The organism is Parabacteroides sp. AT13, from assembly GCF_002272965.1.
Classification (GTDB): domain Bacteria; phylum Bacteroidota; class Bacteroidia; order Bacteroidales; family Tannerellaceae; genus Parabacteroides; species Parabacteroides distasonis.
Genome location: NZ_NQMH01000001.1, coordinates 269,670 through 287,175, shown reverse-complemented (window position 1 = coordinate 287,175; position 17,506 = coordinate 269,670). Strand labels below are relative to the sequence as shown.

The 17,506-nt window shown below is 47.0% G+C and carries 15 protein-coding genes; all 15 read left to right on the top strand.

Annotated elements, in window-relative coordinates:
- Positions 1 to 395: 395 nt before the first annotated feature.
- Positions 396 to 1,517: a transcription termination/antitermination protein NusG gene (locus CI959_RS01400; protein WP_057317597.1), complete on the top strand. Its 1,122-nt coding sequence runs from the start codon at positions 396 to 398 to the stop codon at positions 1,515 to 1,517.
- Between the two features lie 53 nt (positions 1,518 to 1,570).
- The gene (locus tag CI959_RS01395) at positions 1,571 to 1,972 is read left to right on the top strand and encodes a hypothetical protein (RefSeq protein ID WP_005861863.1); all 402 of its coding nucleotides are present in this window, start codon (positions 1,571 to 1,573) and stop codon (positions 1,970 to 1,972) included.
- A gap of 14 nt (positions 1,973 to 1,986) precedes the next feature.
- Positions 1,987 to 2,124 carry a hypothetical protein gene (locus tag CI959_RS21430; RefSeq protein WP_005861865.1) on the top strand — a complete coding sequence of 46 codons (138 nt, stop codon included), beginning with the start codon at positions 1,987 to 1,989 and terminating at the stop codon, positions 2,122 to 2,124.
- A 2-nt stretch (positions 2,125 to 2,126) separates the two neighbouring features.
- Positions 2,127 to 2,270 carry a hypothetical protein gene (locus tag CI959_RS21425; protein ID WP_005861867.1) on the top strand — a complete coding sequence of 48 codons (144 nt, stop codon included), beginning with the start codon at positions 2,127 to 2,129 and terminating at the stop codon, positions 2,268 to 2,270.
- Between the two features lie 17 nt (positions 2,271 to 2,287).
- Entirely contained in the window at positions 2,288 to 3,388 is a 1,101-nt protein-coding gene (locus CI959_RS01390) for an MraY family glycosyltransferase (protein ID WP_057317598.1), read from the top strand.
- A gap of 90 nt (positions 3,389 to 3,478) precedes the next feature.
- Positions 3,479 to 5,038, top strand: coding sequence for an ATP-binding protein (locus CI959_RS01385; protein ID WP_036629199.1), 1,560 nt, complete (start codon positions 3,479 to 3,481; stop codon positions 5,036 to 5,038).
- Positions 5,039 to 5,330: 292 nt separating this feature from the next.
- Positions 5,331 to 6,869 (top strand): oligosaccharide flippase family protein, encoded by a 1,539-nt coding sequence (locus CI959_RS01380; RefSeq protein ID WP_005861874.1) that lies wholly within the window; start codon positions 5,331 to 5,333, stop codon positions 6,867 to 6,869.
- A 40-nt stretch (positions 6,870 to 6,909) separates the two neighbouring features.
- On the top strand, positions 6,910 to 8,253 hold the full coding sequence (locus CI959_RS01375; RefSeq protein ID WP_005861876.1) for a hypothetical protein: 1,344 nt from the start codon (positions 6,910 to 6,912) through the stop codon (positions 8,251 to 8,253).
- Between the two features lie 35 nt (positions 8,254 to 8,288).
- Positions 8,289 to 9,170 (top strand): SDR family NAD(P)-dependent oxidoreductase, encoded by an 882-nt coding sequence (locus CI959_RS01370; protein ID WP_005861878.1) that lies wholly within the window; start codon positions 8,289 to 8,291, stop codon positions 9,168 to 9,170.
- A gap of 11 nt (positions 9,171 to 9,181) precedes the next feature.
- Positions 9,182 to 10,927, top strand: a complete 1,746-nt coding sequence (locus CI959_RS01365) for a thiamine pyrophosphate-binding protein (RefSeq protein ID WP_005861880.1) — start codon at positions 9,182 to 9,184, stop codon at positions 10,925 to 10,927.
- Positions 10,924 to 11,901 (top strand): acyltransferase, encoded by a 978-nt coding sequence (locus tag CI959_RS01360; RefSeq protein WP_005861882.1) that lies wholly within the window; start codon positions 10,924 to 10,926, stop codon positions 11,899 to 11,901. The genes CI959_RS01365 and CI959_RS01360 overlap by 4 nt, the downstream gene beginning before the upstream one ends.
- A gap of 240 nt (positions 11,902 to 12,141) precedes the next feature.
- Entirely contained in the window at positions 12,142 to 13,293 is a 1,152-nt protein-coding gene (locus tag CI959_RS01355) for a polysaccharide pyruvyl transferase family protein (RefSeq protein ID WP_005861884.1), read from the top strand.
- A gap of 44 nt (positions 13,294 to 13,337) precedes the next feature.
- Positions 13,338 to 14,396, top strand: a complete 1,059-nt coding sequence (locus CI959_RS01350; protein ID WP_005861887.1) for an EpsG family protein — start codon at positions 13,338 to 13,340, stop codon at positions 14,394 to 14,396.
- A gap of 2 nt (positions 14,397 to 14,398) precedes the next feature.
- Positions 14,399 to 15,538, top strand: a complete 1,140-nt coding sequence (locus CI959_RS01345) for a glycosyltransferase (protein WP_005861889.1) — start codon at positions 14,399 to 14,401, stop codon at positions 15,536 to 15,538.
- The gene (locus CI959_RS01340; protein WP_005861891.1) at positions 15,535 to 17,418 is read left to right on the top strand and encodes a hypothetical protein; all 1,884 of its coding nucleotides are present in this window, start codon (positions 15,535 to 15,537) and stop codon (positions 17,416 to 17,418) included. The genes CI959_RS01345 and CI959_RS01340 overlap by 4 nt, the downstream gene beginning before the upstream one ends.
- Positions 17,419 to 17,506: the final 88 nt, after the last annotated feature.

Sequence of the window (17,506 nt, the reverse complement as noted above, 5' to 3'; positions counted from 1 at the left end):
CTTTGATTTTCCCATTTTATCCTAAACGTATAGACATGGTGACGCGGGTGAAACGACCTCTTGTTCCCGGTATCATTCCACCATGCCCCATAACCTGTGTGTATCCCTGTAGAGACGGGGCGTGCCCCGTCTCATCTCCTCAAAATGGTATTTAAATTACCGTCAGACGATGGGAGACGGAGCACGCTCCGTCTCTACAGCTGGGTAATTTTCACCTCCTTTTACGCTACTTCCCGAGTAGCTAAATATTCACTAGGTATGGTAATTTTCAGAAATGCCATATTTGAAAACTTAAAGTGCTGTGTGTTAGGCGTAAATAGGGTACGCTTGGCAGGGCTTTGAATTGTCGTTTAATCAGAGGGGAACTCCTCGTATATCTTAGGGAAAAGAGAATCATGCCGACGCGTATTTTGAGAAACGATTGCCCGAAGGGGGGCTTGACACAGGCCGGCAAGCGTCATGACTTGAAAGCCGTGCGCTGGTACGTGCTCACGCTTCCTACCGCCGCGGGTGGACGGCGTGACCGGATCAGCCCCTCCAAAGGTTTGGACGTGGAGCTTTCCCGGCGGGAACGTCGGGGAGAGGCTCTTTTCGAGTATTTCGCCCCCTCGTACGTGGAGGTGCGAAAGGTGGGTGGCAAGCTGGTCAACACGAGGCGACCTTTGCTGTTCAACTACGTGTTTATCCGTTCTTCGGTAGAGGAAATCTTCCGCATGAAGCAGGCACTCCCCTTGTATAATTTCCTTCCCCGTGTCTCTTCCGGGAGTACGACCTATTTCCCGCACCTCTTGGATCAGGAGATGGCGAATTTGCGCTGGGTGGCGGAGGCTTACTCCAACGAGCTCCCGGTGTACGTGCCGGAGAGTACCCGCTTGTTGAAGGGGGATCGGGTACGCATCACGTCCGGTTATTTTACCGGGATGGAGGCCGAGGTGGTGATCCAGCCGGGCGGCGGTCATAAGGAGGTGATGGCGCGCATACTGGATTGCATGTGGGTACCCTTGTTCGAGGTAAAGGCGGGTGAGTACGAGTTGATCGAGTTGAACACGAAGAGCAAGCACGTTTATACCCATCTGGACAACGACCGCCTGTCGGAGGGCCTGCACGAGGCCTTGGGACGTTACCATGCTTCCGGCAGTGTCTGCGAGGAGGATCGACGATTGGCCGGCGAGGTACTGCGGGGGTATGCCTCTTTGCGTGCGGAGACAGACGTGATGCGCTGCAAGCTGTGCGCGTTGCTCCTCCCGACCTATAAGCTGTCGGGCGATGAGGAGGCTTTCGTTCGCTTGCACGACACGATGCGCGGCTTATTGCCTGTCGTGAAAGCACCGCAATCCCGTGCCCTGTTGCTGGTCACCTTGTACGGCTGTACGGATAACGCTCTCTACCGTCGCATGGCACACGAGCTAGTGGATCCTTGGCAAGTCGATCCCTCGCCTAAGAAAAGTAAATTATCCTTGATCCACCGGCTGGGCGACTATGATAGATGGCTGGGCCACGAATCAGTTGACAGTTGAGAAGTGGCAGTTGACAGTTTAAATCATAATCCAAAATTCATAATTCAAATTTGATGTCTACCCTTCCTTCCGGCGTTCGTTTGGTGGCGTTGCTGAACGACCATTTGTGCGAGATCATGGAACGTGAGCGTGCGAACCATACCTCCATGCACCTATATTGTACGGGGCCTTACTGGGTTGCCTTCGAGCGTTCGGCCTATCAGTTGCGTCGTGCGTTCCCGGACAGCGAGACCACGCCGATGCGCCTGTTCGGGTATCCGTTTCCGGTCGTGATGGTGTCCGTAACGGATCGCTCGCTGCGTTCGTACGCCCGCAAGCATATCTTGCGGATAGACGAGCCGGATTATAAGCGATTGACCGTCCCCGTTTTCCCTGCGGAAGATTACCGGTCGTGGCACGACCGGGAGGTATCGGGACTGCCGTATCCCCACACGTACGGATTTCAGAGAAATTAATACGATTATCACATATGTACCGACAACAATTCTTTCCCCGTCTGGGTGATTACATCGACACGCTGCTGAAAGTCACCAAGCTGACCAAATCCATCGTCTGCGTAACCGGAGGTATGGGCGGCAGTACCTATAACGCTTTAAAAAAGGTATAGACATGCATTTCAGCATCTATGTCCGTCTGTTGGACCTCCTTTGGGAACATCTGGATGACGAGGATCGGTTCCGCCGACTGGCCCATGAAGCCGTGGAGCGGTATATCGCTTACATGCGGGGGAAGATGGATGAAAGAAAGAAATAATCTTATACGTTAGGATCATGCAAACATCTTTGTTTCTATTATTCGGTTTCCTGTTTGCCGTATCGCTCGGCATGGTGATCATCCCGAGGATCTTGGTGATTTCCCATAAGAAACGGCTCTATGATGTCCCGGACGCCCGTAAGGTACATACGATGCCGGTTCCTCGTCTGGGTGGGCTGTCCTTTTTTCCAGTGATCCTGATGTCGATGTTCCTGGTGATCGGTTTTCGTCTGTACTTTTGGGATGTGAACGTGTCCGGCTTGTCATTCAATATGCTTTATGAGTACCTGTTCCTGTTCGTGGGCATGACGCTGCTTTATCTGGTGGGTGTTTGCGACGATCTGGTCGGTGTAGGCTACCGCTATAAGTTCGCCGTGCAGATTGCTGCGGCGTTTCTGTTGGTACTGTCAGGCAACTGGTTCGACTCGTTTGGTGGCTTGTTCGGTATTTACTCGGTGCCGGTTTGGGTAGGGGTGCCGTTCACGGTGTTTATCGTGGTATATATAACAAATGCCATTAACTTGATTGATGGTATCGACGGCCTGGCCTCGGGTCTGTGTTGTATCGCCTTGTCGGTCTTGAGCGTGATATTCTTTCTTTGCGGGCAGTATGTTTACGCCTTGTTGGCGATCTGTACGCTGGGTATCCTTATGCCCTTTTGGTGTTACAACGTGTTCGGTAACGCCAACCGTGGACATAAGCTTTTCATGGGGGATGCCGGCAGCCTTACGCTGGGCTACGTGATCAGTTTCTTGATCATTCACATGAGCGTGACGAACGAGGTCTCTCCGACATTGTCCAACCCGTACATGGTGATCGCTTTCTCTACGGTGCTGGTTCCGCTGTTGGACGTGATCCGTGTGGTCTTGCATCGCCTGCGTGAGCACAAGAACCCGTTCTTGCCGGATAAGAATCACTTTCATCATAAGTTGTTGCGCACGGGGATGCGGGTGCGGATGGTGATGGTGACGATCCTTGGGATAGCGTTGTCTTTTATCGGATTGAACGCATGGTTGGCATGGTGGATGAATATTACCTTCTTGTTGGCTATAAACTTGATTTTATGGTCGTTGCTACATTTGACGATTAATTGTTTTATCGCGAAAACACCTGTGTAGAAACGATGATCTGTAAAAAACAAGGTGAAATTCGTTGAATCCGGGAAAAATTGAATCTTTGAGGTTCAAGACTAAATAGGCGATACGATGATGGGACAAGAACGATTATATCCGATAGGCATCCAGACCTTCTCTGAAATCCGGGAGGGGAATTACCTGTATGTAGACAAGACGGAACTGGTCTACCGAATGACCCATTCCGCCTCGAAATATCAATTCTTGAGCCGTCCCCGCCGTTTTGGAAAATCCTTGCTGACCAGTACGCTGCGCAGCTACTTCGAGGGACGTAAGGAACTGTTCGAAGGGCTGGCGATGGAACGGCTGGAAAAGGAATGGACGAGCTATCCGGTGCTTCACTTCGACATGAGCACGGCGAAGCATATGGATCAGGAACGTTTGTTGAGTGAATTGGAACGGAAACTATCCGGTTACGAGGAAATATACGGACGCGATGAGAGCGCGGTCTATACCAACCAGCGTCTGGAGAGCCTGATCAAACGTGCCTACGCCCAGACCGGACAGAAGGTGGTTGTCTTGATTGATGAGTACGACGCTCCGCTCTTGGATGTGGTACACGAGGAGAGGGATCTTCCCGTATTGCGCGACGTGATGCGCAATTTCTACAGTCCGTTGAAGGCGTGTGATCCTTACTTGCGCTTCGTGTTCATCACCGGTATCACGAAATTCTCACAGTTGAGCATATTCAGCGAGCTGAACAATATTGAGAACATCAGCATGGACGAGGCTTATGCCTCGCTTTGCGGCATCTCGGAAGAGGAATTGCGCGGTCAGATGGGTGCGGATATCGATTTGCTGGCAGGGAAGCTGGGGATATCCGGAGAGGAGGCTTTTCTTCGCCTGAAAGATAATTATGACGGTTATCATTTCACGTGGCCGTCATCCGATATTTATAATCCGTTCAGTTTGCTTACCGCCTTGAGCAAGGGAAAAATCAGTTCCTATTGGTTTGATAGTGGTACACCTACCTATTTGATCGAGATGTTGGATAAGTATCACGTGGAACCCCAGCAAATAGGCGCACGCAAAGTGTTGGCGGAGTCGTTTGACGCCCCCACGGAACGGATGCTCGATATTACGCCCTTGCTCTATCAGAGTGGTTACGTCACGATAAAGGGCTATTCCCCGCTCACGAATTTGTACACGCTCGATATCCCCAACAAGGAGGTACGTATGGGATTGTTGAAGAGCTTGCTTCCCGGTTTTTTGCATCAATATACCGCGGATGGGCTTACCACGGTAGCCCTTCTTTTCGAGGCGATCGCAGGAGAGCGGATGGATGATGCGTTGCGTTTGTTGCAGACCTTCCTGTCCACCATCCCTCAATGTGACAATACGGATTACGAGGGTCATTACCAGTCGTTGCTTTATACGATCTTCAGCCTGCTTGGAATGTATGTGGACGTGGAAGTCCGTACCCCCCAAGGCCGTGTGGACATGGTGATGCGCACCACGACAACACTTTATGTCGTGGAATTGAAGTTGAATAGGACCGCGGATATAGCCTTTGATCAAATCAACTTGAAAAATTATCCGGAGCGTTTCGCTCTTTGCGGGTTACCGGTGGTGAAGGTTGGGATTAATTTCAGCACGGAGACACGGACGATCGAGGGATGGAAGATTGAATATTAAGTTCTATCTGGAACTTCATCGGAACTTTTTTTTAAAATATCTTTAACGGGTGCAGGGATTATGTTAACATGGTTCCTGACAAAATCACTTTGGTTACGAGCCAATGTTAATTTCAAAACTAATTATTTAACAAAACTCGGTTTAGGGCACTGAAAAGTGCTCTTTCAAAGGGGTATGCCCTAAATTGAGTGCTTACAAAAAAACGAGCCATTTTTATACTATCTTGACCAAAGCCTCTTGATACGATGACTTTGCTCGAAAATTCAAATCGGGTAAAAATGAATCCTTTCTTATGTCAGTTTCGTCAGTGAACAATAAACGGATCGCTAAGAACACGCTGTTCCTCTACTTCCGCCAGATATTGGTGATGGCGGTAAGTTTGTATACGGTACGGGTGGTACTGGAGGTATTGGGCGAGGAGGATTATGGCATCTACAACGTGGTAGGTGGATTTGTGGCGCTGTTCAACATTTTGTCGGGTGCCTTGTCGGTGGCTATCGGCCGTTTCATTACCTACGAGATGGGGCAGCCGGATGCCACTACCTTGCGGTTGCGGCGCATTTTCTCATCCTCCTTGTTGATACAGATAGCCATGGGGCTTGTCATCTCCTTGCTGATAGGCACGTTCGGGGTTTGGTTCGTGGCGCATAAGATGGTCATACCGTCCGACCGCCTCGGCGTGACGTTTTATGTGTTGGGGTTCTCCGTGTTGAGCTTTTTCATCAATTTGCTGAGCGTTCCCTATAATGCGTTGATTATAGCCCACGAGCAGATGAAGGCGTTCGCTTACATCAGCATCATCGAGGTGGTCTTGAAGTTGCTGGTGGCCTATTTGTTACTGATCTCCCCTGTCGATAAGCTTTGGCTATACGCCTTGAGCATGGTGTTGGTGGCCTTGATCGTGCGTTTCACCTATGTGCTCTATTGCAAGCGTCATTTTGCGGAGTGCCGTTTCCTGTGGGGCTTCGACAGGCGATTGCTTTCCCGCATGTTCGCTTTTTCTGGTTGGGCGTTCTTGGGGAATGGGGCCATCGTGCTGAAAGACCAAGGAAGCAACGTCCTTTTAAACCTGTTTGGTGGTCCCGCTGTCAATGCCGCACGGGGGATCGCTATGCAAGTCAACGCGGCGGTGTATAGCTTCGTCATGAATTTCATGCAAGCCTCGAATCCGCAAATCACCAAGAACTACGCCTCCGGGAATCTGGAGGCGATGTATTCCCTGATCATCCGGTGCAGCAAGTTCAGCTTTTTTATCATGTTGATGATCTTGTTGCCCCTTTGTGCGGGCGTTGATTATGTGTTGCGGTTGTGGTTGGTCGATGTCCCCGCCCATACGGTGAATTTCGTGGTACTTACCCTTCTGTACTCACTCGTGGAGTGTTTTTTGAACCCCCTTATAACAGGTATGCTGGCACAGGGGAACATAAAATCTTTCGAGATAGGTTTGGCAAGTCTCTATACGGTTAATTTCATGGCTTCGTATGTTTGCTTGAAGCTAGGGATGCCTGTGGAGACGGTTTTTGTGCTGAACATTGTTTTTAAGGCTCTTGTGCTTGTCGTGCTGCTCATCCACTCCAAATTGAAGTTCGCTTTTCCGGTAGCACGTTTTTGCAAGGAATGCTTGTCGTTCTCATTGGCCGTATTCCTGCTGTCCGCGTTGTTCATTTATATTCTTCCCGGAAAGGAATACGGGGGTCTCGTCTGTTTTGGGGTAAGGACATTTGCGATCATGGCTTTCATCGGCGTGGCCGTGATACTCATCGGCATGACCCGGGAGGAGAGGGATTATGTGGTGAGAATATTAAAAGAGAGACTATCCCGCGCTCAGTGAAAGCTTTCGGGAATAAAGATGTAATCAAATTAATATACAGATGAATAAGACAATTGAGATCACGAAAGTGGTCGCTGTTGGCGACACTATCCAGTATGAGATATGCGATTCTACGGGCTTGAGTCTTCTTAAAAGCCGGAGGGTGGAGGCATGGGTGAAGTTCCATCATGCTGAGGGCTTTCCCTTTTCCTTGCGCGACTTGCCGGAATCCATCTTGGCTATCCCTATCTCGCTGTACTTATTACCGGCTACGTGGTTCTATGGGGTGGATCTGGTTGTCCCGTCCATGGATAAGACGTTGTATGAGTGTTTGCCGAATATTTATGAGACTTATTCCCGGATTTACGGTCCCTTTAAGAAGGTGTGGAGCGGGAGGGTGAGACCCGGAGCCGTGGTGGAGAATAAGATGGGAAAGAGCGGGTTTGATACGATCGTGTTCTTTTCCGGGGGTATAGATGCGGTACATGCCGGGATAAATAATCCAGGAAAGAGGAGTGTCTTGGTGAGTGTGCCAAGTATCGAGGCTATGGCAAAGACGAAGAAAGAAGACACCGGTGAGGATTTCCTCCAGGTCAAGTCTCGTCTCATCCGTGAGTTTTCCGCCGTTTCAGGCAGTGATTGGCTTCTGATCACGAATAATTTCCAAGCCGATGTTTTTGATGACGATCGGATATGGGCGGAGTTGAAGAACGCTTTCGCCCTCAGTAGCGAGGCGTTCCGTTTCGATGGATGGTTTGGCATGAAATATCTGGGGAACCTGCTTTCCGCCGCGCCTTTTGCTTATGCGCTGGGTATTAGATATTTAGTTGTGGGAAGTGCCTTTGAGCAGTTAGAGGATAATCATGCCTCCAATTTGGACGGGGCGAATCCGGAGCTGTCGGATTCATTCAAGTTCGCGGAGGTTTCCTTCACCGAGCAGGATGGTCTTTATGTGCGGCGTTCACTGAAAGCGAGGAATATCGTGGAGTGGTGTAAGGCACGGGGGGAGCGAACCATGCTTTGGACTTGTTTTGATGACGAGACGGAGCAGTGTGGCACGTGCATTAAATGTGTGAGGACGCAGCTTAATATCCTGTGCGCGGGAGAGAATCCGGCAGATTGGGGATTTAAGAAGTTCGACGAGAAGCGATTCTCCCGTCACGTTCGTCTCTATCAATATTGCGAGCGGAATTTATGCTGGCTTTGGGATATCGTGGATTCCATCGATGACACAGTGACCTATCCTTATTGCGATAAACTGTTACATTGGCTGAAAGGTGTGGGCTATAAACGCTATTCCCAAAGAGCGAAAAGGGCTTTCTATGTGAAAATGCTCCTCCGGATTCACCGATACCCCCATTACGTGAAGGCGATCTTCTTGAAACTGATGGGGAAGAGGCGGTAATGTAGGATCAATAGGCTGGATAAAAATAAGGAAATATGTCATTTAAACGTAAGGTAAAGGGGATGATTAAGTTCATTCTCAATAATATTCCTGCCCGGAAGTTTGACGTTCGGGTGGTAAGTCTCGCTCCGAACGAGTTGTTGAAGGGGCGTGTGGCTCTGATCACGGGCGGAACGAGCGGGATAGGTTTCCATATGGCGAAAGCGTTTTTACGGAGTGGTGCGGCGGTCGTGATAACGGGTCGTAGTGAAGAGCGCTTGCGACTGGCCTGTGGGGAATTGAACGAGGATGATCATTACAAAGGCCGTTTGTTCGGTTTGGTAATGGATAATACAAGGGTGGACTTATTCCATGATCGTTTTCAAAAGGCGTTAGATAAAGTGGGATCCGGAGGATTTCCGCATATAGATATATTGGTGAACAATGCGGGTGTGCTAGGTGCCTCGATGCCCAATGCCACGGAAGAAGCGTTTGACAAGGTGATAGATACGAACCTTAAAGGCGTATTCTTCTTATCGCAACTGTTTGGCGGATATTTGAAAGCGAATAAGGTGGAAGGGAATATCCTGAATGTAGGTTCGTCCTCTTGCTTGCGTCCTGCGACTTCCGCTTATACGCTTTCCAAGTGGGGAATACGAGGCCTGACGCTTGGACTTGCCAAGAGCCTTGCCCCTTATGGTGTTACGGTGAACGGGATAGCGCCCGGGCCTACGGCCACCCCGATGTTGTTGAAAGATGGTCAAGGTAATATCACGAATAAGGGGAATCCGATAGGGCGCTATGCCTTGCCGGAAGAGATAGCTAACATGGCGGTAGTGTTGGTAAGCCCAATGGGACGGACGATAGTCGGAGATATGGTTTATATGACAGGGGGAGCCGCAACTGTCACTTATGATGATATGGATTATACTTTTTAGAAAACAGGAATATGGATGGAAAATATTATAGCTCGGAACGTAGTGTCCAGCTCCTTATCTCGTTGCTTAAGCAGCACGGAATCAAGAAAATCGTTGCGTCTCCAGGAACTACGAATCTTTCGTTTGTCGCGAGTTTACAACAGGATGAGTGGTTTGAGGTGTATTCGAGCGTGGACGAGCGTAGTGCAGCGTATCTGGCGTGTGGTATGGCGGAGGAATCGGGCGAGCCCGTGGTGTTGAGCTGTACGGGGGCGACGGCTTCCCGTAATTATATCCCGGGACTAACCGAGGCTTATTATCGAAAGTTGCCGGTACTGGCCGTCACGAGCACGCAGGATATTTCCCGGATCGGCCATCATATCGCACAGGTGATAGACCGGCGCGTCATACAGAACGACATCGCTCTCTTGAGCGAGTATATACCTGCGACGGACGACAGCGTGAAGGAGTGGAGTAACACGGTGAGGATAAACTGCGCCTTGCTGGAGTTGCGTCATCGCGGCGGAGGCCCAGTGCACCTGAATATGGAGACCACCTACAGCCGCGATTATTCGGTTAGGGAATTGCCGCAGGCACGGATGATCCGCCGTGTCATGCCGAAAGACCTGTTCCCCGAGTTACCCAAGGGGCGTGTGGCGGTCGTTGTCGGCACGCACCGGAAATTCACTGATCCGGAGACGGCGGCTCTCGACGCTTTCTGCTCCACCTACGATGCGGTGGTGTTCACGGATCATACCAGCGGCTACAAAGGGAAATACCGGGTCCCGGTCTCCATCCTCTCCTCGCAAGAGAAGGACTATTGCGACTTGGTGAGCATGGATCTGCTGATACATATCGGAGAGGTATCCGGAGGTTATATAGGAATGCGCCCCCAGGAGGTGTGGCGTGTGAACCCGGACGGAGCGCTTCGCGATACCTATCGTAAACTGACCTGCGTGTTCGAGATGGAGGAGCGGGCGTTTTTCGAGCGTTACGCGGATACCGCGTCCGCGGGGCGTCAAGGCTACCTGGACGCTTGCCGGGAGGAACTAAGAGCCATTTGGGCGAAAGTGCCGAAAAGCGCCTTGCCGTTCTCGAACGTATGGATAGCCCATGAGACGGCAGGTCGTATCCCTGAGGGAAGCGTGCTCTTCTTGGGTATCCTCAATACGTTGCGTACATGGAACTACTTCGACCTGCCCGATTCGGTGTACGGATACGCCAATACCGGCGGTTTCGGCATAGACGGCTATATCTCCTCGTTCATGGGCGCTTCCTGGGTACATCCGGACAAGCTCTATTTCTGCGTGGCGGGCGACTTGGCCTTTTTCTACGACATGAATGTGCTGGGAAACCGTCATGTAGGGAGGAACGTCCGCATCTTGCTAGTCAATAACGGCAAAGGGACGGAGTTTCGCAACTACATGCATCCCGGCGCCGCCTTCGGCGAGGCGGCGGACGATTACATCGCCGCGGCCGGTCACTATGGCAATAAGTCGCGCCAATTGGTGCGCCACTATGCGGAGGATCTGGGATATGAATACCTTTCGGCCGAGAATAAGGAGGATTATTTGAGGCAACTCGACCGTTTCCTCGCTCCGGGTCTCACCGATCGTCCCATGCTGTTCGAGGTATTCACCGACAGCCGGGACGAGAGCGATGCCATACGGATCATGAACAACTTGAACGTATCGACCAAAGGCGTATTGAAAGAGGCGATGAAGAGCGTGGTAGGAGAAAAGGGGAAAGAGATGATCAAGAAGGTGATGGGGAGATGAAAGAGAGAGAGAGCTGGTTCGATTTTCTTCGGGGTGTGGCCGTTTTGATGGTCATAGCGATCCATACGTTTGCCGCCACTTCGCAAAAAGAGGAAATGGTTGGAGACGCACTGATTGTATCTAGGCAGATGTTGAATTGCGCTGTACCCCTGTTTTTGGCCATATCTGGTTATTTCCTTGCAAAAAAGCAAGGCGAGCGGTCGTATGCGCGATTCTTGAAACATCAAATCCCCAAGATCTATATACCTACTCTAATCTGGTCTTTACCTTATTGGGCCCTCTATGTGTGGCAGGGTAATGATTGGATGAAAGGCATGATCCTATTCCTCGCCTGCGGCTTCTCCATCTATTATTTCATAGCCCTTATCATTCAATACTATGTATTGCTTCCGGTGTTACGAAAGGTTAATATGGGGGGGGTAATTTTAGCATTCGTTATCACTATGGTGGCTATAATACTAGTCACTTATTTAGATTTAGTCAAAGGATATGGCATGAGTTCCTTGGAAAAGGGTGGCCTGTTTCCCGTATGGCTCCTGTTTTTTGTGATGGGGGTTTATCTAGGCAATAGAAAAGAGCGTGCTTATCGGCTTTGGCCATGGCTTTTTGTAATGGGTATAGGTCTGTTCCTCTCGTTTTTGGAAACCAAATGGTTGTATCCTTTGTACCATATGGGATATGGCATAAAGGCCTCCGCGCATCTCTATTCGTTGGCGGTAATCATGGTATTGTTTTCCGAGAAGACTCAGCGGAAGTTTACCTCCTTTGGCCTTTGGTTTAGACTATTGGTCTGGTTGGGACAGATCTCGTTTGGGATATACCTTATCCATTGCTTTTTTATCATGGTATTGAGTCGCTTGCCCTTTCATTGGGATTGGTTCTCACAGACATTCGTAGTGTTGGCTCTCTCCTCATGCCTTGTATATGGCGTACGAAGAGTCTTGCCATCGGTGGCTCGCAGGGTAGGATTTTAAAAGGACTCGAATGATTGGGTTCTGCTGTCTTTTTACAGGGTGCGCTGCAATACAACAGTGCCCTTTCCGCCTAATGTGAGGTGATTGTAACCCGAAATACGAAAGATTTCTAATTTTTAGAACGTTTATCTCTATTGGGTGATGGCCGTCCGGCTGTCGCTTTGATAACTTTATACTTATAAATCAGTAATTCATGGATCAGCAATCCGCAGTTTCGAGGAAGAAAATAAAATATAGACTATGAGAATAGGAATCGTTACGTTTTGGCAAAGCGGTGACAATTATGGGCAGCAATTGCAGTGTTGGGCTTTGCAGCGTTATTTAAAAGGGATTGGCCATGAGCCATTCTTAATACGTTACCTCTATAAAGAACCACTTTGGAGAAAGTGCTTGAAGCTTATGGCGAAGACGGTTCTCGTCTATCCGCTCCTGCGTTGGTGGAGGCATCGCGAGGTCAGGCGCATGGAGGCTGTTAATCGGGTTAAGAATAAAGAGCGTCGTTTTGAGGAGTTTAGGAAGAGCCATATCTATCAGACTCAACGGATCTATGGCTCTTTAAAAGAGTTGCGGAAGGATCCTCCAACGGCAGATCTCTATATAACGGGTAGCGACCAGGTATGGCATCCCGTGCTTTTGAGACGGAAAGACGATCGGGCCTATTGGCTGGATTTCGGATCGGATCGGATAAGGCGTATCGCATACGCGGCTAGTTTCGGATCGGATCAATGTCCTTTAAGGCTTCAAGCGGAACTCACCGCTAGATTGTCTCGGTTCGATATCCTGTCCGTACGCGAGGAAAGCGGGGTCGCTATCTGCCAAGCGGTCGGGAAAGAGGCGGTACATGTGCTCGATCCGACCTTGTTGCTTGCGAAGGAGGAGTATCTGTCTCTTTCACGAGATATACCCCCAAGCCCTTCTCCTTACATTTTTATATATAGTATCAATATTTCAAGTAATGAGGAGATATGTTGGCCGGAGCTTCGAGGTTTCACAGAGAGAGAGGGACTATCGTTGGTGGTGACACCCGCCAGCGGATATTTACCCGGTCGTGAACTATTTCAAGGGGTGGAATATCGTTACGCCACTATTCCGGAATGGCTTTCCCTTATCCGGCATTCCGGCCTTGTGGTGACCACCTCTTTTCATGGGGTGGCTTTCTGTATCCTGTTCCATAAGCCTTTCGTTTATTTCCCTTTGTCCGGCACGCATGCCAAAGGGAACAGCCGTGTATTAAACATGCTTTCCAAACTAAGCTTGTCGGATAACGTCTGGAAAGCCCCCGGAGATTTTGAACGGATTTATCATCTCCCGATAGATTGGGACAAGATAGAGGAGTCGCTGGCACCTTTACGTGAGCGATCCGTGACGTTTCTGCGGGAAGCGTTGAAGTAATGATTTCGTGAATATGAAAATTGGTTATTTGTCTCTATAGTACTATGATAGAAACATTTATCTTATATAATGCCATATTGTTGCTGTCCGTATTATTCGCATATTATGCAGAACATTCTAAAACGAGACGCTCACGTATCCTTGCTCGTTACAGCCTCTTTATGGTACTTTTCGTGCCCTCTGTTCTACGATATGATATTGGTACTGATTATGCAAGTTATGTGGATTCTTTTAATTTTTCTTCCGAATACAAACAAACAGAAATAGTTTTTTATGCTTTGATCCTTTTTTTAAGGAATCTTCAGTTGCCTGCGCATAGCCTTTTCGTTTGTTCTGCATTTATAACCTATTTTCCTTTGCTGTTCTTGCAAAGAAAGAACTATACGTGGAAAATTTTGATGTATGTGTTGTTGTGCTATTTATTGTCTTATTCTGCGATAAGGAATATGATTTCTTTGTCTCTCGTAATCTTAGCATTCGATTTGTTTTTTAGAGGTAAAAGATGGGGGGCTTTCATAATATATCCATTGTCTGTCTTGTTTCATGCTTCCTCATTTGTTTTCCTGCCATTCTTTTTTGTAAATAGGATGCATTGCAATAGAATTATTCTCCTGCTCATTTCATCGTTTTTATTATGTATATGTTATACAGATATGTTTTTTGTTTTGTTGAACAATGACTTGTTCTTGAATTCATATTATGGAGGATATATGTTTAGTGTTTATGGGGTTGAGCCTTCCTATAATACGGGATATGGTGCGTTTTCGAAAATATTGTTTGCGGCGATAGTTTTTTTGTCTGTCTTGTTCTCGAAGACTAAAGATAATGCTGTGATTTATTTTTCATTGTTTTATTTTATATCATTGGTCTTAATGACAAAGGTTAGTATTTTTTTAAGATTGGCAGATGCAGCTGCAATAACATTGGTGTTTGCTCTCCCCTTATGCTTGAGTGTATGGCGTGAGAAAAAGATTATAGCTTTGAAATATCTCATGGTGTTGTTTTATGTTGTTTTATTTGAGATGTTTATTTATGCTAATAATAGGGGCCTAAAAGAAGGAAATGTTGGTGTTTCTCCTTATCAAACAATATTTTGTGAATAATTATGAGAGTTGCTTTTTTATTGAATGATGCGGGATTGTATGGAGCAAATCTTTCGCTTTCTAATATGATTAAGTCGTATGGCTTTAAGGATTGTTTGGTTTTGTCTCCATCAGAAGGCCCTTTCTTGTCGCTGTTGAAAGAAATGGGCGTATCGTATAAGGTTGTTCCATTTAAATTTAATATGGCGACTTATAATAAGAATTTTTTAAGTTTTATATTATATCCTGTTAGGTTTTGTTATTATTGGATTCTTAACAAGTATTCTTATCCTTTGATATTAAAAATTATAGAAGAGAATGGTATAGATGTTATTCATTCGAATAATAGTTGGATTAGTATTGGCTTTGAAATCGCAAAACAAAAGCGGATTAAGCATGTTTGGCATTTGAGAGAAATGTCAGATTTACATTTCTATATGCGGTCATTTAAACCTTTTGAAAAGTTATGTGAGGATTTCAATAATTCGGATTCTGTCATTTGTGTGTCTGAAGCGGTAAAGAGGCATTTTCATATTCGGAATAAGAACGCAGTGGTTCTTTACGATGCGGTCGATTCTATCCGTAATATTCAAGATGTGCATTATGAGAAGGAGAATTATTTCTTGTATTGTGGTGGCTTAAGTGAAAATAAAGGTGTTTTGGATGCTATATCGTCATTTTCAAAAGTGTCACGCAATCGCAATATTCGGCTGTATATAGCGGGAACCGGATCTGCTCATTTCGTCAAGAAGATGAAATCGCTTATAGAAAAAGAGGGGATAGAGGGAAAAGTCGTCTTGTTGGGATACCGTACGGATGCCAAGGAGTTGATGAGGAAAGCGGTTGCATTATTAATGTGTTCCTGGCATGAGGCATACGGGCGAGTGACGGTGGAGGCTATGATGAATGATTGCGTGGTTATCGGAAGGAATTCGGGTGGGACATCGGAATTGATAGAACATGAGGAAACCGGATTCTTGTTTGATTCGAATAGCGAATTGGAGGCATTGATGGAGAAAGTCTTGGATATGGATACGACCATTATTCGAGATAAAGCGAGGGAGAAAGCCATTCACTCGTTTACGGAGGAGGTCTATGGCGAGCAATTAAAAAAGGTCTATGATAATTTGTTAATTCAAAACCACAAAACAACACAGGAATGAGTATCAAGTCTTACAAGCAATATATCGATAGATGCGAGGTTGTTTCTTTCGATGTGTTCGACACGCTGATAAAAAGGAACGTAAGGACACCCAAAGATGTGTTCTCGTTGGTGGAAAGAGAGGCGTTAAAACGTTTCGGTGTCTCTATGGAAGGATTCAGGGATAAGCGTGTATGTGCGGAGCGAACGGCCCGCGAATTGTCCGATCGCGAGGAGATCTCGTTTGGGGAAATTTACGATCAATTGCCTTATGAGGAGGAGATTAAATCGTCCTTATCGCAGCTGGAACTGGAGATGGAGTATGCGTTGACTACCGTGAATCTAGAAATCAAGGAGGTTTATAAGTATGCCATTGACCGGGGGAAAGAGGTGATTATCGTCTCCGATATGTATTTGGATCGGGCTTTTATTGAGCGTCTTTTATTGAAATGCGGTTATAACCAGTATAAGAAAATATACGTCTCCTCGGAGACCGGAGTCCAAAAATATACCGGCAATATGTATAGGATGATATTGCGGGAGAACTCATACAGCCCCGGAAAAATAGTACATATAGGGGATGCTTTGATGGCGGATTATATACGTCCGAAATTGTCCGGTATCCGATCCGTTCATATACCAAGAGAGGTCAACCATACGCTTTATTGTCGGAAATCTAAAACGGGAGAACTCGATTCGGATTCTTTGTATAGCTTTATCAATAATACGGTATCGGAATCGGGTGATCGTTTGTTTCGTATCGGATATGAGACCTTGGGACCTCTTTTGTATGGGTTTTGTGTTTGGCTGCATGAATATAAATTACGTTTGGGAATCGATAAGTTTCTGTTCCTTTCTCGTGACGGACAAATCATGCGTGCCGCTTATAAGATATTATATCCTAAGGAGGATACTGAATATGTATATGCTTCAAGGAGAAGTTTATTAGTCCCGATATTACGCCATTGCAAGGATATAAAAGCCATGTTGGACAGGCTCTCTATATATCGTTATACATCGGTCAGAACGATGTTGGATTTGTTGGGGTTAGATTATAAGGAATATGTCTTGGCACTTGGTCGTTATGGACTTGATCTGGATGATTCTTTTTTGAAAAAAGATTTTTTAGAGAATAAGGATTTATCGAGTTTCCTAAAGGAATTACTTCCCGATATTATTGAGAATTCGGAAGAAGAATTTCTCTCTTTACAGTACTACATCGATCGTTTAAACCTATCCGGAAAAGTAGGGATTATCGATATAGGTTGGCGGGGACGTTTACAGAAGGCTTTGGAGGAAATGTTGCCGGAACTAGGAAAGAATATGGAAATTATGGGATTCTATCTAGGTATCATGTTGGATAAGGAAAACGCTTTCGGCTATCTGTATGGCTCGGAAGATTCCGAGGAAAAGGTGATGGTGCGATCCTTCGAGGGGTTACTGGAGATGTTGTTCAGTGCGGATCACGGCTCGGTGAAACGGTATAAATCGGATCAAACTATTGAATTGTATGATTTTGAATATGATGGGAACAGTAAGTTGAGAAATGATTTCAAGGATCTCCTAAAGATACGGGAGGGGGCTTTATGCTTTGTCAAGCGGTTCTGTGAGAATTCCTTGTCGGATGTCATCCGCTGGGACAAGACGATGGCTTTCGATGCGATCTGCCGTTTGGGAACGGAAACCCGTCAGTCGGACTTAAATCGGTTCGGAAATTGGTCTTTTTATGCCAATAATACGATTTCCCCGTTGGCTAAACCTAATCGTGGCGTTTACTTCAGTTTTTTGAAATTGAAAAAGGGTATTTCCTCATCACCTTGGAAAATAGGTTATTTAAAACGTTTTCTAAAGATACCGTTGCCGTATTTGAGAATATATAAGTGGTTTATGCATGATCAATAGTAGATAAGGAAACCGATAGGCTTACAAAAAGGATCTTATTCTTTGTGCCTGTTGACAGATTCCTCAAATAATAATTTTAAACCATATA

Coding starts and splice junctions, on each gene's coding strand:
- CI959_RS01400 (WP_057317597.1), top strand. CDS start 396: ATGCCGACGCGTATTTTGAGAAACGATTGCCCGAAGGGGGGCTTGACA.
- CI959_RS01395 (WP_005861863.1), top strand. CDS start 1,571: ATGTCTACCCTTCCTTCCGGCGTTCGTTTGGTGGCGTTGCTGAACGAC.
- CI959_RS21430 (WP_005861865.1), top strand. CDS start 1,987: ATGTACCGACAACAATTCTTTCCCCGTCTGGGTGATTACATCGACACG.
- CI959_RS21425 (WP_005861867.1), top strand. CDS start 2,127: ATGCATTTCAGCATCTATGTCCGTCTGTTGGACCTCCTTTGGGAACAT.
- CI959_RS01390 (WP_057317598.1), top strand. CDS start 2,288: ATGCAAACATCTTTGTTTCTATTATTCGGTTTCCTGTTTGCCGTATCG.
- CI959_RS01385 (WP_036629199.1), top strand. CDS start 3,479: ATGGGACAAGAACGATTATATCCGATAGGCATCCAGACCTTCTCTGAA.
- CI959_RS01380 (WP_005861874.1), top strand. CDS start 5,331: ATGTCAGTTTCGTCAGTGAACAATAAACGGATCGCTAAGAACACGCTG.
- CI959_RS01375 (WP_005861876.1), top strand. CDS start 6,910: ATGAATAAGACAATTGAGATCACGAAAGTGGTCGCTGTTGGCGACACT.
- CI959_RS01370 (WP_005861878.1), top strand. CDS start 8,289: ATGTCATTTAAACGTAAGGTAAAGGGGATGATTAAGTTCATTCTCAAT.
- CI959_RS01365 (WP_005861880.1), top strand. CDS start 9,182: ATGGATGGAAAATATTATAGCTCGGAACGTAGTGTCCAGCTCCTTATC.
- CI959_RS01360 (WP_005861882.1), top strand. CDS start 10,924: ATGAAAGAGAGAGAGAGCTGGTTCGATTTTCTTCGGGGTGTGGCCGTT.
- CI959_RS01355 (WP_005861884.1), top strand. CDS start 12,142: ATGAGAATAGGAATCGTTACGTTTTGGCAAAGCGGTGACAATTATGGG.
- CI959_RS01350 (WP_005861887.1), top strand. CDS start 13,338: ATGATAGAAACATTTATCTTATATAATGCCATATTGTTGCTGTCCGTA.
- CI959_RS01345 (WP_005861889.1), top strand. CDS start 14,399: ATGAGAGTTGCTTTTTTATTGAATGATGCGGGATTGTATGGAGCAAAT.
- CI959_RS01340 (WP_005861891.1), top strand. CDS start 15,535: ATGAGTATCAAGTCTTACAAGCAATATATCGATAGATGCGAGGTTGTT.